At 68.9% G+C, this 15,115-nt stretch carries 13 protein-coding genes; 11 read left to right on the top strand and 2 right to left on the bottom strand.

Annotated elements, in window-relative coordinates:
• The first annotated feature begins 70 nt into the window (after positions 1–70).
• The 9 genes from test1122_RS15575 (at position 71) to rarD (ending at position 10,175) form a co-directional block, all read left to right on the top strand.
• The gene (locus test1122_RS15575; protein WP_232269772.1) at positions 71–1,054 is read left to right on the top strand and encodes a 3-hydroxyacyl-CoA dehydrogenase NAD-binding domain-containing protein; all 984 of its coding nucleotides are present in this window, start codon (positions 71–73) and stop codon (positions 1,052–1,054) included.
• On the top strand, positions 1,051–1,785 hold the full coding sequence (locus tag test1122_RS15570; RefSeq protein ID WP_232269771.1) for a mycothiol-dependent nitroreductase Rv2466c family protein: 735 nt from the start codon (positions 1,051–1,053) through the stop codon (positions 1,783–1,785). Before test1122_RS15575 ends, test1122_RS15570 begins: the two co-directional genes overlap by 4 nt.
• Before the next feature lie 94 nt (positions 1,786–1,879).
• On the top strand, positions 1,880–2,467 hold the full coding sequence (locus tag test1122_RS15565; RefSeq protein WP_232269770.1) for an NADPH-dependent FMN reductase: 588 nt from the start codon (positions 1,880–1,882) through the stop codon (positions 2,465–2,467).
• A 102-nt stretch (positions 2,468–2,569) separates the two neighbouring features.
• A complete protein-coding gene (locus tag test1122_RS15560; protein ID WP_232269769.1) occupies positions 2,570–3,754 on the top strand; it encodes a sensor histidine kinase in 1,185 nt (394 codons plus the stop codon).
• A 3-nt stretch (positions 3,755–3,757) separates the two neighbouring features.
• Positions 3,758–5,047, top strand: coding sequence for a sensor histidine kinase (locus test1122_RS15555; protein WP_232269768.1), 1,290 nt, complete (start codon positions 3,758–3,760; stop codon positions 5,045–5,047).
• Positions 5,048–5,159: 112 nt separating this feature from the next.
• Positions 5,160–5,819, top strand: coding sequence for a response regulator transcription factor (locus test1122_RS15550; protein ID WP_232271923.1), 660 nt, complete (start codon positions 5,160–5,162; stop codon positions 5,817–5,819).
• Between the two features lie 216 nt (positions 5,820–6,035).
• A complete protein-coding gene (locus test1122_RS15545) occupies positions 6,036–7,922 on the top strand; it encodes a 2-oxoacid:acceptor oxidoreductase subunit alpha (protein WP_232269767.1) in 1,887 nt (628 codons plus the stop codon).
• Positions 7,915–9,015, top strand: a complete 1,101-nt coding sequence (locus test1122_RS15540; protein ID WP_232269766.1) for a 2-oxoacid:ferredoxin oxidoreductase subunit beta — start codon at positions 7,915–7,917, stop codon at positions 9,013–9,015. Before test1122_RS15545 ends, test1122_RS15540 begins: the two co-directional genes overlap by 8 nt.
• A gap of 194 nt (positions 9,016–9,209) precedes the next feature.
• A complete protein-coding gene (rarD, locus tag test1122_RS15535; protein WP_232269765.1) occupies positions 9,210–10,175 on the top strand; it encodes an EamA family transporter RarD in 966 nt (321 codons plus the stop codon).
• Between the two features lie 343 nt (positions 10,176–10,518).
• On the opposite strand, the gene test1122_RS15530 is transcribed toward rarD, so the two are convergent.
• The gene (locus test1122_RS15530; RefSeq protein ID WP_232269764.1) at positions 10,519–11,655 is read right to left on the bottom strand and encodes a LolA family protein; all 1,137 of its coding nucleotides are present in this window, start codon (positions 11,653–11,655) and stop codon (positions 10,519–10,521) included.
• A 168-nt stretch (positions 11,656–11,823) separates the two neighbouring features.
• Positions 11,824–12,834 (bottom strand): polyprenyl synthetase family protein, encoded by a 1,011-nt coding sequence (locus test1122_RS15525; protein ID WP_232269763.1) that lies wholly within the window; start codon positions 12,832–12,834, stop codon positions 11,824–11,826.
• Between the two features lie 172 nt (positions 12,835–13,006).
• On the opposite strand from test1122_RS15525, the gene fahA reads away from it, so the two are divergent.
• On the top strand, positions 13,007–14,224 hold the full coding sequence (gene fahA, locus test1122_RS15520; protein WP_232269762.1) for a fumarylacetoacetase: 1,218 nt from the start codon (positions 13,007–13,009) through the stop codon (positions 14,222–14,224).
• 36 nt (positions 14,225–14,260) lie between these two features.
• Positions 14,261–14,755 carry a hypothetical protein gene (locus test1122_RS15515; RefSeq protein WP_232269761.1) on the top strand — a complete coding sequence of 165 codons (495 nt, stop codon included), beginning with the start codon at positions 14,261–14,263 and terminating at the stop codon, positions 14,753–14,755.
• Positions 14,756–15,115 lie beyond the last annotated feature (360 nt).

The raw sequence follows: 15,115 nt of genomic DNA, 5'->3' as shown, positions 1-15,115 counted from the left end.
TAGCTTTTTATTTCATGCTGAAGTTCGCGCAGCTGAAGTTCGCGCGTGAGGTGTATGAGAATGGGTGTCGATGACTAATTCCGTAGCACGGACGCCGGTTGTGGCAGTCATAGGTGCTGGCACCATCGGACTCGGCTGGATCACCCTGTTCCTGTCGCACGGACTCACCGTACGGGTCAACAGCCGCCGGACCGGAGCCGAGCGAATCGTCAGGGACGGCCTCAGAGTATTCGCGCCCACCCTGCCCGGCGGCGCCCGGGACCCCGAGGAGCTGGCCGCCCGGTTGGAGTTCGAACCCGACGTGGCCCACGCCGTCGAGGGCGTCGACGTCGTACAGGAGAACTCGCCCGAGGATCTGCCGCTCAAGCAGGAGCTGTTCAAGCTCGTCGGCGAGGCAGCGCCCCCGGAGGCGCTGCTGCTCTCCTCGACGTCCACGCTCCTCCCCGACGACATGGGCGCGCTGATGGCCGACCGGAGCCGACTGATCGTCGGACATCCGTTCAACCCGCCGCATGTGGTACCGCTGGTGGAAGTGGTCGGCGGCGCCGCTACCGCGCCGGGGGCCCTGGAAGAGGCGGCGGCCTTCTACCGGTCCGTGGGCAAGGTCCCGGTCGTCCTGCGCAAGGCCGTACCGCGCTTCGTCGCCAACCGGCTCCAGTCCGCGCTGCTCCAAGAGTGTGTACACCTTGTGCGCGAGGGCGTCGTCGGCATCGAGGAACTCGATGACATCGTCACCCACTCCATCGGTCTGCGCTGGTCCACGGTGGGCCCCTTCCTCGCCTTCCACTTGGGGGGCGGCGAGGGCGGACTGCGGCACTGGCTCACCCACCTCGGCACCGGCCTGGAACGCAGCTGGCAGGAGCTGGGCCACCCGCGGATGGACCCCGAGACCATCGAATTCCTCAGCACCCAGGCGGAGCGCGCCTTCGGGAACCGGAGTTACGCCGAGCTCGCCACTGAGCGGGACCGCAAGCAGAACGCCGTACTCAACGCGCTCGCGCGGATCACCCCGGACGCGGCCGGACCGGACACCGCACGAACGGACGACGTGTGACCGGGCACCATGGCGAGCGGCAGCCGCAGCGCCGCATCGACTTCTGGTACGACCCGCTGTGCCCCTGGTCCTGGATCACCTCACGCTGGATCATCGAGGTATCCAAGGTCCGGCCGGTCGAAATCGTCTGGCATGAGCTGAGCCTCGCACTGCTCAACAGCGAGGCCGATCTCCCGCCGGACCGCCGACAGGTGATGGACCGCTACTGGGGCCCTGTCCGAGTGGCCGCCGCCGCCCGCGCCCGGTTCGGCCCCGAAGCCGCCGCATCCCTCTATACGGCCATGGGAAACCGCTTCCACGGCCCCGCGGGCGATATCACCAAGGTCCGTGAGGCGTCCTGGGAGACCTTCCGGGCCGTGACCGTCGCCGCGCTGGAACGGATCGGCCCCAGCGTAGAAGCGGCGCTGCGCGACACCGGGCTGCCCGGGTCGCTCGTCTCCGCGATGGACTCGGAGGCGTGGGACGGGGATCTGCGCGCGTCCCGGGACCGGATCCCGGCAGGAGACGGGCTGGACCGGCAGCTCATCGGTGTCCCCACGCTCTCCGTGGACGGCCACGCCGGACAGTTCGGCCCCATCTTCACCGAGATCCCGACCGGGGAGCGGGCCGGTGAACTGTGGGATGCCTTCCGCGTCCTGGCGACCGAAGGGGCGTTCTTCGAGCTCAAGAGAGTCGCCGTACGGGGAGAGCCGCGCACCGTGCCGGGGGCTCCGCTCCGTCAAGAACCTTGACCTCAACCCCACTTCAATTTGCAGGGTGGTGGCTGGCTCCCCTTGCGGGGCGCATACCGGCACCCAGTCGATTCCTAACGGAGGCAGACCCCCCATGTCCCAGCAGCGTCTCAAGGTCGCAGTCATCATCGGCAGCGTGCGAAAGGGCAGGTTCGCCGAGACCATCACCGGCTGGTTCCGCGAGCAGATCGCCCAGCGCGACGACATCGAGGCCGAGCTGATAGATCTCGCGGACCCGCTGATCGTCGAAGAGCTCAAGCTGAACTTCGACGAGACAGCCGCGCCGATGAACGGTCCCGGGTTCGCCCACCGGATCGGCGAGGCCGATGCGTTCGTCATCATCACCCCGGAGTACAACCACGGCTATCCCGCCTCCCTGAAGCTGGCCGTCGACTGGGTGTACGAAGAGTGGCGGGCCAAGCCCGTCGCCTTCATCTCATACGGCGGCATGGCGGGCGGCCAGCGTGCCGTCGAACAGCTCCGCCAGGTCTTCGCCGAGCTGCACGCGGTCACCGTGCGCAACACGGTCAGCTTCCACATGGCCTGGGAGCAGTTCGACGAGGACGGCAAGCCGCTGCAGGCGGACGCCGTGAACAAGGCGGCGGATGAGCTCCTCGACCAGCTCACCTGGTGGGGGGTTGCGCTGAAGGAAGCTCGGGCCAAGCGAGCGTACACAGCGTGATCCCATTCCCCACCCACCTCCGGGTGGGTGGGGTAAACCCCACCTCGGACCGCCCACCTCCCCCATAGCGACGACGGTCGCGCGACCGGCAGTCTTAGCCGTATGGCCGTGAGCTCCGACTACGACGAACCCGGTGACGCGGCGCTGCCCGCGCCACGTGCGCCGCTGAGCGCGCAGACGTGGAAAGAAATCGCACACCTGCTCAGCAATATGCCGATGGATCTCATCGGCTTCACCTACGTCAGCGTGTGGATCTACTGCGGAGTGCCGCTGTCGGTCACTGTTGTCGGCCTGCCCATCCTCGCGCTGGGGCTGCTGGGCTGTCGGCAGTTCGGCAAGCTGGAGCGGGCTCGCGCCAGGGCGCTGCTGGGGGTGCGGGTCGATGAGCCGTCGCCGATCCGGCACCGTACACATGGCGGGTTCTTCCCCTGGCTGTGGACGAGTCTGAAGGACCCGGTCGGGTGGCGGCACGCGCTGTACTCGTTCATCCGGGTGCCCTGGGGGGTCATGACCTTCAGCGTCGCTCTCGTCTCCCTCCTGGTCGCCTGGCCGGTACTGCCCTGGCTGGCGCGCGGGCTGACACACGCGGACCGGGCGATGGTGCGTGGGCTGCTGTCGCCCTCGGATGAGCTGGAGCGGCGGATCGCTGAGCTGGAGTCGGACCGGGTCACGGTCACGGATACGGCCAGTGCGGATCTGCGGCGTATTGAGCGGGATCTGCACGACGGAGCACAGGCCCGGCTGGTGGCACTGGCCATGGGCCTCGGGCTGGCCAAGGAGAAGCTGACGGAAGACCCCGAAGCCGCCGCCAAAATGGTCGACGAAGCCCACGGCGAAGTGAAACTCGCCCTCCAGGAACTACGGGACCTCGCCCGCGGCATCCACCCCGCCATCCTCACCGACCGCGGACTCGGCCCCGCCCTGTCCGCCCTCGCCGCCCGCTGCACCGTCCCCGTCAACGTCTCCGCAGACCTACCCCAGCGACCGGCACCCGCCATCGAAGGCATCGCCTACTTCACCGTCTCCGAACTCCTCCAGAACATCAGCAAACACAGCGGCGCCCGCACCGCCGCCGTTGAGGTGTGGCGCAGCGGCGACCGGCTGCTCATGCGGATCGAGGACAACGGGCGGGGCGGGGCCACCACTGAAGGTGGAAGTGGGCTGGCGGGGCTGGCTGACCGGCTGGGCTCAGTCGATGGGCTGCTGCTCGTTGACTCCCCCGTTGGGGGTCCCACCGCTGTCACGGCCGAGCTGCCCTGGCGGGACCGTGACCGGACGGAGGGCTGACCCATGCGGTTGCCCATGCGGATACTGGGCGGGCCCTTCACGGGCCGTACCTGGCGGGAGTTTCTTTACCTCCTCACCGGGCTGCCGATCGCCGCGGCGGTCTTCGCGCTGATGGTGGGGATGACGGCGGCCAGCGCTGGGCTGCTGATCACCTTTCTCGGGGTGCCGCTGCTGGCCCTGACGCTCGCCACGGCGCGGGGCCTCGGCGTGCTGGAACGTGCCAGGGCGCGGGCGCTGTTGCGGCTGGCTGTCGCGGAGCCGGAGCCGGTACGGCCGCCCAAGGGCAAGACCGGGCTGATGGCCAGGGTGGGGGCGCTGCTGAAGAGCGGTGCGTCCTGGCGGCAGCTGCTCTATACGCTGCTGCACTTCCCGTGGGCGTGCTTCTCCTTCGCGGCGGGGCTGTCGGTGTGGGCCTACGGATGGATGGCGCTGACGTATCCGCTGTGGTTCTGGGTCATCCCGGCCCTCTCGGACCAGCCGGGGCTCCAGATCAACGGGGATGGGCGCGGCAACGGCGCGTATATCGACGCCCCGGTGGAGATCGCCGTCCTGGCGCTGGCCGGTCTGCTGCTGGTGCTGGTCACCCCGTGGTGGTTCCGTGGGCTGACCACCGTGGACCGGTTGCTGGTCCGTACGCTGCTCGGCCCGTCCCAGCTGGCGGCCCGGATGTGGGAGCTGGAGGATGACCGGGGCACGGTGGTGGACACCGCGAACGCGGATCTGCGGCGTATTGAGCGGGATCTGCACGACGGAGCACAGGCCCGGCTGGTGGCACTGGCCATGGGCCTCGGGCTGGCCAAGGAGAAGCTGACGGAAGACCCCGAAGCCGCCGCCAAAATGGTCGACGAAGCCCACGGCGAAGTGAAACTCGCCCTCCAGGAACTACGGGACCTCGCCCGCGGCATCCACCCCGCCATCCTCACCGACCGCGGACTCGGCCCCGCCCTGTCCGCCCTCGCCGCCCGCTGCACCGTCCCCGTCAACGTCTCCGCAGACCTACCCCAGCGACCGGCACCCGCCATCGAAGGCATCGCCTACTTCACCGTCTCCGAACTCCTCCAGAACATCAGCAAACACAGCGGCGCCCGCACCGCCGCCGTTGAGGTGTGGCGCAGCGGCGACCGGCTGCTCATGCGGATCGAGGACAACGGGCGGGGCGGGGCCAGCGCCGGGGAGGGCAGCGGGCTGGCGGGGCTGGCCGAGCGGCTGGAGTCCGTGGACGGGCTGCTGCTCGTCCAGTCCCCCGCCGGGGGGCCCACCACCATCACCGCGGAGCTCCCCTGGCGGGACTGAGCCGGCGGGGCGAGCTGGCCGGACTGTCCGGTTGTCCTGTTTCCCTGTCCACGATCTGGGATGCTGGAGGCATACAGCTAAGGACGGGGGGCCGGAAATCGTGGAGTACGGGGTGCGGGTGGTCATCGCCGAGGATTCGGTGCTGCTCCGGGAGGGCCTGACCCGGCTGCTGACCGACCGGGGGCACGATGTCGTCGCGGGGGTCGGGGACGGCGAGGCGCTGATCAAGACGGTGGAGCAGCTGGCGGGGGCCGGGCAGCTGCCCGATGTGGTGGTGGCGGACGTCCGGATGCCGCCGACGCATACGGACGAAGGGGTACGGGCTGCCGTACGGCTGCGCGCCGAGCACCCCGGCCTTGGGGTGCTGGTGCTGTCGCAGTACGTCGAGGAGCAGTACGCCACCGAGCTGCTGGCCGGATCCAGCCGGGGTGTCGGCTATCTGCTGAAGGACCGGGTAGCCGAAGTACGTGAGTTCGTTGACGCGGTGGTACGGGTGGCGCAGGGCGGCACCGCGCTCGACCCCGAGGTGGTCGCGCAGCTGCTGGGCCGCAGCCGGAAACAGGATGTGCTGGCCGGGCTCACCCCGCGAGAGCGCGAGGTGCTGGGGCTGATGGCGGAGGGCCGTACGAACTCGGCGATCGCCCGCCAGCTGGTGGTCAGCGACGGGGCGGTCGAGAAGCACGTCAGCAATATCTTTCTGAAGCTCGGACTGTCGCAGAGTGACGGAGATCACCGTCGGGTGCTCGCAGTCCTCAGGTATCTGAACTCATAGTGGTCGGTAGCCGTTCAACCAAGTGACGCTCAATCGCGGCCCGACCGGGCGGGAAGGGGTAAACGAACGGTGCACTTCGGGGGAGTGGAATTTCTTGTTATATCGGGGCAAAAGGACGTCTCAGATCGATGTCCACTATATGATCACCCTCAGGAAGGCAACCCTTACCCACGTACGATGGATAGTGAGCCGCCGCCTCGAGGGAGGTCCTAACAAGTGACCAGCCAGGTCAGCAGTGACAGCGCCAAAGAAGTCAGGCGCCTGGACCGGGTAATCATCCGGTTCGCGGGGGACTCGGGCGACGGTATGCAGCTCACGGGTGATCGGTTCACCTCGGAGACCGCGTCGTTCGGGAACGATCTGTCGACCCTGCCGAACTTTCCCGCGGAGATCCGGGCACCCGCCGGGACCCTCCCCGGTGTCTCCTCTTTCCAGTTGCATTTCGCGGACCACGACATCCTCACACCCGGTGACGCGCCGAATGTGCTGGTGGCGATGAACCCGGCGGCGCTGAAGGCGAATATCGGTGATCTGCCGCGCGGTGCGGAGATCATCGTCAACACCGATGAGTTCACAAAGCGTGCCATGGCCAAGGTGGGCTATGAAACAAACCCACTGGAGGACGGCTCGCTGGACGCGTACGCGATCCACGAGGTGCCGCTGACCACCCTCACGGTGGAGGCGCTGAAGGACTACGACCTGGGCCGCAAGGAGGCGGGCCGGTCAAAGAACATGTTCGCGCTGGGCCTGCTGTCGTGGATGTACCACCGGCCGACCGAGGGCACCGAGCAGTTCCTGCGGACGAAGTTCGCCAAGAAGCCCATGCTGGCCGAGGCGAACGTCACGGCGTTCCGGGCGGGCTGGAACTTCGGCGAGACCACGGAGGACTTCGCGGTCTCCTATGAGGTCGCCCCGGCGTCCAGCGCGTTCCCGCCAGGTACATACCGGAACATTTCCGGCAACCTGGCACTGTCTTACGGACTGATCGCCGCGTCTCAGCAAGCGGACCTGCCGCTGTTCCTGGGCTCCTACCCGATCACACCGGCCTCCGATGTGCTGCATGAGCTGTCGAAGCACAAGAACTTCGGTGTGCGCACCTTCCAGGCCGAGGATGAGATCGCCGGAATCGGCGCCGCGCTCGGTGCGGCCTTCGGCGGCTCGCTGGCCGTGACCACCACCTCCGGCCCCGGTGTGGCACTGAAGTCGGAGACCATCGGTCTGGCCGTCTCCCTCGAACTGCCGCTGCTGGTCGTGGACATCCAGCGCGGCGGGCCCTCGACCGGTCTGCCGACCAAGACGGAGCAGGCGGACCTGCTGCAGGCGATGTACGGGCGCAACGGCGAGGCCCCGGTGCCGATCGTCGCCCCGTCCACCCCGGCCGACTGCTTCACCGCCGCACTGGACGCCGCCCGGATCGCGCTGCGGTACCGCACTCCGGTCTTTCTGCTCTCGGATGGCTATCTCGCCAATGGCTCGGAGCCCTGGCGGATCCCGGAGACCGATGAACTGCCCGATCTGCGTGTGCAGTTCACCACCTCGCCGAACCACACACTGGATGACGGCACCGAGGTGTTCTGGCCGTACAAGCGCGATGAGCACACCCTGGCCCGCCCCTGGGCGATCCCGGGCACCCCGGGTCTGGAGCACCGGATCGGTGGCATCGAGAAGCAGGACGGCACCGGCAATATCTCCTACGACCCGGCCAACCATGAGTTCATGGTGCGCACCCGGCAGGCCAAGATTGACGGCGTCGAGGTCCCGGACATCGAGGTCGACGACCCCAGCGGCGAGGCCACGGTACTGGTGCTCGGCTGGGGCTCGACCTACGGACCGATCACGGCCGCGGTGCGCCGCATCCGCAACGCGGGTGACGCGATCGCCCAGGCCCATCTGCGCAACCTCAATCCCTTCCCGGCGAACCTCGGCAAGGTGCTGAAGTCCTACGACAAGGTGGTCGTGCCCGAGATGAACCTCGGTCAGCTCGCCACCCTGCTCCGCGCGAAGTACCTCGTCGACGCCGAGTCCTACACACAGGTCCGCGGTCTGCCCTTCAAAGCCGAGCAGCTCGCTACCGCCCTCAAGGAGGCCATCGACAATGGCTGACACGCTTATGGAGGGGCCCCAGGCGCACGCGTCCCAAGCGCTTTCCCTGGTGCCCAAGGCCGACGCCAAGCAGACGATGAAGGACTTCAAGTCCGATCAGGAAGTCCGCTGGTGCCCCGGCTGCGGTGACTACGCCGTCCTCGCCGCCGTGCAGGGCTTTATGCCCGAGCTCGGCCTGGCGAAGGAGAACATCGTCTTCGTCTCCGGCATCGGCTGCTCCTCGCGCTTCCCGTACTACATGAACACCTACGGGATGCACTCCATCCACGGCCGCGCCCCAGCCATCGCCACCGGCCTCTCCGCTGCCCGCCGCGATCTGTCCGTGTGGGTCGTCACCGGCGACGGTGACGCGCTGTCCATCGGCGGCAATCACCTCATCCACGCGCTGCGCCGCAATGTGAACCTCAAGATCCTGCTGTTCAACAACCGGATCTACGGCCTCACCAAGGGCCAGTACTCCCCCACCTCCGAGGCCGGGAAGATCACCAAGTCCACCCCGATGGGCTCCCTGGACGCGCCGTTCAACCCGGTGTCACTGGCGCTCGGCGCCGAGGCCAGCTTTGTGGCCCGGACCGTGGACTCCGACCGTAAGCACCTCACCGAGGTACTGCGGGCGGCCGCCGATCACCCCGGCACCGCGCTGGTGGAGATCTACCAGAACTGCAATATCTTCAACGATGGTGCCTTCGAGGTCCTCAAGGACAAGCAGCAGGCCCAGGAGGCCGTGATCCGTCTGGAGCACGGCCAGCCGGTCCGCTTCGGCACCCCGGCCGAGGACGGGCTCGGGTCCAAGGGCGTCATCCGCGACCCGGCCACCGGCGACCTCAAGGTCATCGACATCACCGAGCACGGCACCGACGGCATCCTCATCCACGACGCCCACTCCGCGTCACCCACCGCCGCCTTCGCGCTCTCCCGGCTCGCGGACCCGGACACCCTGCACCAGACCCCCATCGGGGTCTTCCGCAGCGTCCGGCGGCCGGTCTACGAAGGACAGATGGCCGATCAGCTGGAGCACGCCATAGAGGAACACGGCAAGGGCGACCTCGCCTCGCTCCTCCACGGCAACGACACCTGGACCGTCGCAGGCTGAGCCCACCTTCCCCCGATGTCCCCGCACGTGTGACGGCGTGCGGGGACATCGGCGTTCGCGGCCACTGATCACTTCCTCACGCCGGTCGGGACCTGTCGAGCCTGTCAGGACTGTAATACGTAAACGGAAATGACAAGCGGGCGTGTTCGGCGCTACCTTCGGCTGGTTGCCGCCGCATCGCATGAGGAGGATCTGTGTCGTCGACGAGCGAGACTCGCACCGGACTCACTTTCGGCTTCGCCGCCTTCGGCATGTGGGGGCTGCTCCCGCTGTACTGGCATCTGCTGCAGTCCACCGCCCCCAGCGAGGTGCTGTCCCACCGCATGGTGTGGTCACTGCCCGTGGCGGTGCTCATCCTCGCCCTGATGCGCCGCTGGTCCTGGATACGCCCGCTGCTGCGGCAGCCCAAGCGGCTGGGCCTGGTGGCCCTCTCCGCCGTACTGATCTCCGGTAACTGGTTTCTCTTCATCTGGGCGGTCAGCGCCGACCGGGTCCTTGAGGCCTCCCTCGGCTACTTCATCAACCCGCTGATCACCATCGCCGCCGGTGTGGTCCTGCTGCGGGAGCGGCTGCGCCGCGCGCAGTGGGCGGCGGTGGGCATCGGCGCCCTGGCCGTGGTCGTCATGACGGTCGCCTATGGCCAGATGCCCTGGGTCTCGCTCAGCCTGAGCATCAGCTTCGCCGCGTATGGGCTGATCAAGAAGCAGACCGGGCTGGACGGCCTGGAGGGCTTCAGCGCCGACTCCGCCCTGCAGTTCCTGCCCGCGCTGGGCTTCCTCGTCTTCCTCGCCGCACGCGGCGACTCCACGTTTACGGCCGAGGGCCCTACCCATGCCCTGCTGCTGATGGGTACGGGCCTGGTCACCGCACTGCCGCTGATCTTCTTCGGCGCCGCGACGGTGCGGGTACCGCTCTCCACGATCGGGCTGATGCAGTACATCGCCCCGTCGACGATGTTCCTGCTGGGCCTGCTGGTCTTCCACGAGGAGATGCCGCCCGAGCGCTGGGCGGGCTTCCTGCTGGTCTGGCTCGCGCTGTCCGTGCTGACCGTCGACGCCCTGCGCAACGCGAACCGCTCCCGCGCGGCCCTGCGCGCGGCCCGCGCAGCGTCCAGCGCGCCAGCCCCGGAACCCCGCGTCGGGGACAGCGTCCTCCCCTAACCCACCCCTTCCCAAAACTGGGGGCTAACGCCCCAGACCCCCACCCCGTTGTGGGCACTCGCAGCCCCGCGAGGGGCTGTGGGTGGGCACAACACCGCCCACCGGCCCGCACCGGACCAACCCCGGGGCCCGGGGCGCGAGCCCCGGTTTCCGGGAAGGGGCGGGTATCGGGGAATCCACCTACGGCGCCCCGCAGCCAGGCGGAGCCCCGCCGCGCGGCGGAGCCGCATATCGGCACAGCCGGGAAGGGGAGGGATACGGGGACACCCACCCACAGCAACCCCCGGAGCCGGGCGAAGCCCGCCGCGCGGCGGAGCCGCAGAGGGGAAACCGTCCCGTGGGGTCAGTTGGCGTTGGCGGCTGCGATCAGGCCATCCTTGGTGACGGCGCCAGCGTAAACCGTGCCGTCCTCAGTCAGCAGCGCATTGACCAGCCGCGTGCTGAAGATCCGGCCGGTGCCAAAGTCGCCCTCGGCCTTCTCGGAGAAGGCGTCCAGGAGCTTGTCGCCCTTGGCCGAGCCCGGCCGCTCCCCGGCGTCGGCGCCTTCCGGCGCCTTGAGCTCGACGACGGAGTTCCAGCCCTCGCCGATGATGTTCAGACCGTCCAGCTCACCGAGGTCGCCGCCGTGGTCGGGCTTCCCCAGCTCCTCGGCCTCAGTGATCTCCGTGCCCTTCGGCGGCTTGAAGTCAAACGTTCCCGCGGTCGGCTTGGTGAAGTCGACCTTGGTGTATCCGGCCTCGATCGCCGCCTTGCCACCGCCCCTGGGGGCGACGGTGAGCTTCAGCGGCACACCGTTGTCGGCGTCCACCGCGATCCGGATGGCCTCGATGGTGGAGTTCGCGGCCTTCTTGGGCTTCAGCGCCAGCTGATAGGCGTCCCGCCCGGCGACCTTTGTGGTGCCGTCGACGGTGACCGAGGTGGTGTCGTCGACCGCGTCGAGGGCTTCCCTGGCCGCCTCCTGCGGGGTGGCCTTGCCGAGCCCCTCGTGGGCGTCGGCGCCCTTCCCCCGCTTCTCGCCCTCCGGGGCCGTGGCGTGGTAGGCGGACTTGCTGGCGCTGTCGTGTGCCCAGACCTCGCCGCCGTTGTGGATGTAGCTGTACTCCTCGGCGCCCTCTGCAACCGACACCCGCTGCTTCTCCGGGCCGTCCACGGCCACCCGGAGCGTGTGCTCGCCGGAGGCCAGCTCCATCAGCTTGGCCTGCGGGTCGGCGCCATCGCCACCATCACCACCGCCGCCCTGGAGGCCGCCCGGCAGGGCCGGCAGGCCCAGGTCGGTCTTGATCTGCACCGTGCCGGAAAGCTGCTGGGTGTCCGAGTCCGCGATCTTCGCTATCAGCTCTTCGGCGGTTATCTCCGGCAGATCGGGGTCCCCGTTGTCAGCCAGCGCCGGTACCAGGCCGATGCTCGCCACCGCCACGCTCGCTACGGTCACCGGTACGGCGTACCGCGCCGCCTTCTTACTCAGTCGCGTACGTGCCATCAGTGCGCATACCTCCGTATTGGCGGCGCCGCCGCCACCCCTCGCCGCCTGGTCACCCGTATAGGTGCGGGGTGGTGCTGACAATCCCACCAAATCGCCGACCGTCGGGCGTCAGCCGACAGGGCCAACTCCATGTACTCCCCGGGGATGACACCCAGGGCCCCGGAGTCATCCCGCCCGGTGAACCACCGCGTCGCAGAGCTCCGACAGAGCGGCCTTGGCCGCGCACTCCGGCAGCGGCGCCAGCGTCTCGCGGGCCTGCTCGGCGTAGCGGACCGTGTCGCGGCGGGCCTGCTCCAGGGCGGGGTGGACGCGCAGCCCGGCGAGCGCCTCGGCGTGCCGTACATCGTCCGTGAGGTCGCCGTCCAGCAGCCGGCACAGCGCGAGGTCGTCCGCCGAGCCGCTCGCCGCCGCATGAGCCCGAAGCCGGAGAACGGGCAGCGTGGGGATGCCCTCACGCAGATCCGTGCCCGGGGTCTTGCCGGACTCCTGGGTGTCGCTGGCGATGTCCAGCACATCGTCCGCCAGCTGGAAGGCCGTACCGATACGCTCCCCGTACTGGGTGAGGATGCTGACGACCCGTTCTTCCGCGCCCGCCATCATCGAGCCGAAGCGGCCCGATACGGCGATCAGCGAGCCCGTCTTGCCCGCGATCACATCCAGATAGTGGTCAATCGGGTCCTGACCCTCGCGGGGCCCGGCCGTCTCCAGGATCTGACCGGTCACCAGCCGTTCAAAGGCCTCCGCCTGGATGCGGACCGCCTCGGGGCCGAGGTCCGCCAGGATGTGCGAGGCCCGGGCGAAGAGGAAGTCGCCGGTGAGGACGGCCACCGAGTTGTCCCAGTTGGCATTGGCGCTGGGCACGCCCCGCCGCACATCGGCCTCGTCCATGACGTCGTCGTGGTACAGCGTCGCCAGATGCGTCAGCTCAACGACCACCGCCGATGGCACGACACCGGGCGCGTACGGATCACCGAACTGCGCGGCCAGCATCACCAGCAGTGGCCGGAAACGTTTCCCGCCCGCCAGTACGAGATGCTGCGCGGCCTCCGTGATGAACGGTACGTCGCTCTTGGTGGCCTCGAAGAGCCCCTCCTCGACAGCCGACAACCCTGCCTGGACATCGGCTTCCAGAGCCTGGTCCCGCACGCTCAGCCCGAAGGGCCCGACGACGGTCACGAGGGGTTCTCCTGTCTGCGGACGATCACTCGGCTGGTTACTGCGTCGTTGCCACCATCACTGGCAGCGTATCCGGTCACATAAGGATCACGTCAGCCGCGTCCCTCGATAGCCTGTTCAGCCAGTTCAGAGTCCTGACCGGCGACGACCTCGAAGGCGAGGGCACCACCCCATGTCAGCAGAGAACCCGCTCATTCTCCCCGAAGACCACCTTTTCGGACGGCACAACCTGCCCTACGGCGTTTACAGCACGGCCGACACGCCCGACCGGCGTCGTATCGGCGTGCGTTACGGCGATCGGGTGCTCGATCTCGGTGCGGCGGCCGAGCTCTTCGCCTCCCCGCACATCGCGCTGCTCCGCGCGGGGTCGCTGAATCCGCTGATGGCGGCCGGCCGGGCAGTATGGACGGCCGTACGGACCGATCTGCGGCTGTGGCTCACCTCACCGACCCATCACCAGCAGGTCGCACCGCTGCTGACGCCACTGACCGAAGTGACCCTCCACCTCCCCTTCGAGGTCGCCGACTATGTCGACTTCTACGCCAGCGAGCACCACGCCACCAACGTCGGAAAGATGTTCCGCCCGGACGGTGAGCCGCTGACCCCCAACTGGAAGCGTCTGCCCATCGGCTACCACGGCCGCTCCGGCACCGTCGTGGTCTCCGGCACGGAGATCGTCCGGCCGCATGGCCAGCGCAAGGCGCCCGCCGACCCGGTTCCCGCCTTCGGCCCCTCCCAGCGGCTGGACATCGAGGCCGAGGTCGGCTTTGTGGTCGGCGCGCCCACCGCGCTCGGCTCCTCGGTACCGCAGTCGGCCTTCCGTGAACATGTCTTCGGGGTCTGCCTGGTCAACGACTGGTCGGCCCGCGACATCCAGGCCTGGGAGTACGTCCCGCTCGGCCCCTTCCTCGGCAAGTCCTTCGCGACTTCCGTCTCCCCCTGGATCACCCCGCTTGAGGCCCTGGACTCGGCCCGCGTCGCACCGCCGGAGCGCACCCACCAGCTGCTGCCCTACCTCGACGACGCCGACAGCGAGCCGGGCGGAATCGATCTGCGCATCACCGTCACCCTCAACGGCCAGACCATCGCCGAGCCCCCGTTCTCCGCGATGTACTGGACGGCGGCGCAGCAGCTCGCCCATATGACCGTCAACGGTGCCTCGCTCCGCACCGGTGACCTCTTCGCCTCCGGCACGGTCAGCGGGCCGGAGCCGCACCAGCGCGGCTGCCTGCTGGAGCTGACCTGGGGCGGACGGGAACCGCTCGAGCTTGCGGATGCCAAGCGGACGTTCCTGGAGGACGGTGACGAGGTCACCATCTCGGCTTGGGCGCCGGGGCCCGACGCGGCGCGTATCGGCCTTGGCGAGGTAACGGGCCGCGTCGCCTGCTAGCTTGACGGCCATCTGTACGACAACGGAGGAGAACTGGTGCGCACGTCAGCGCGATGGACGGGGGCGGCGGCTACGGTGATCGCGGCCGTGCTGCTCGTCAGCGGATGCGGCAGCGGCAGCGACGAGGGCAAGGCTGACAAGCCTTCAGCCGGGGAGTCGGCCGGTACCGATGAGAACGGCGGTCCGGAAGCCGACGCCAAGCCCGGCACCGTACAGGGCATCTGGAACAGCGAGGTGGACGGCAAGGTCTACGTCCTGTCCATCGCCGGGGATGTGGCCAGCCTCATCCGGCACGACGGCCAGACCTGCACGGGCCGGGTGACCGACACGGGCAAGCCCTCGCTCACCATCAAGTGCCCCAATGGGGGTGGTGAGGAGCGCACGAACGGGACGGTGGACAGCATTGAGGGCAAGACGATGAAGGTGTCGTGGAATGGGGGTGACACCGATACGTACACCAAGCTGTCCGACGCGCCGAATGTCGCCCCGTCGGACCTGGACGACCTGGGCGACCTCATCCCGAAGGGCTGAGGTCCCCCCCCCCCCCCGTGTGAACGGCGCACCCTCCCTGCCCCGGGGCGGGCAGGGCTCCGCCCCCGGCGCAGGGTGCCGTGGGTGGGGTTCCCCCATCCCCGCCCCCTCCCGGCTGCACCGATACGCGGCTCCGCCGCGCGCCGGGGCTCCGCCCGGCTCCGGGGGCGCCGTGGGTGGGTTGTCCCGTATCCCGCCCCTTCCCGGCCGCACCGATAGCGGCTCCGCCGCGCGCCGGGGCTCCGCCCGGCTCCGGGGGCGCCGTGGGTGGGTTGTCCCCGTATCCCGCCCCTTCCCGGCCGCACCGATAGCGGCTCCGCCGCGCGCCGGGGCTCCGCCCGGCTGCGGGGTGCTGTGGGT

This window comes from Streptomyces gobiensis (genome assembly GCF_021216675.1).
GTDB classification, from domain to species: Bacteria; Actinomycetota; Actinomycetes; order Streptomycetales; family Streptomycetaceae; genus Streptomyces; species Streptomyces gobiensis.
The sequence above is the reverse complement of the archived record's forward strand: the minus strand, read 5'-3'. Positions and strand labels throughout refer to the sequence as shown.

Coding starts and splice junctions, on each gene's coding strand:
- fahA (WP_232269762.1), top strand. CDS start 13,007: ATGTCAGCAGAGAACCCGCTCATTCTCCCCGAAGACCACCTTTTCGGA.
- test1122_RS15530 (WP_232269764.1), bottom strand. CDS start 11,655: ATGGCACGTACGCGACTGAGTAAGAAGGCGGCGCGGTACGCCGTACCG.
- test1122_RS15560 (WP_232269769.1), top strand. CDS start 2,570: ATGGCCGTGAGCTCCGACTACGACGAACCCGGTGACGCGGCGCTGCCC.
- test1122_RS15565 (WP_232269770.1), top strand. CDS start 1,880: ATGTCCCAGCAGCGTCTCAAGGTCGCAGTCATCATCGGCAGCGTGCGA.
- test1122_RS15540 (WP_232269766.1), top strand. CDS start 7,915: ATGGCTGACACGCTTATGGAGGGGCCCCAGGCGCACGCGTCCCAAGCG.
- test1122_RS15555 (WP_232269768.1), top strand. CDS start 3,758: ATGCGGTTGCCCATGCGGATACTGGGCGGGCCCTTCACGGGCCGTACC.
- test1122_RS15575 (WP_232269772.1), top strand. CDS start 71: ATGACTAATTCCGTAGCACGGACGCCGGTTGTGGCAGTCATAGGTGCT.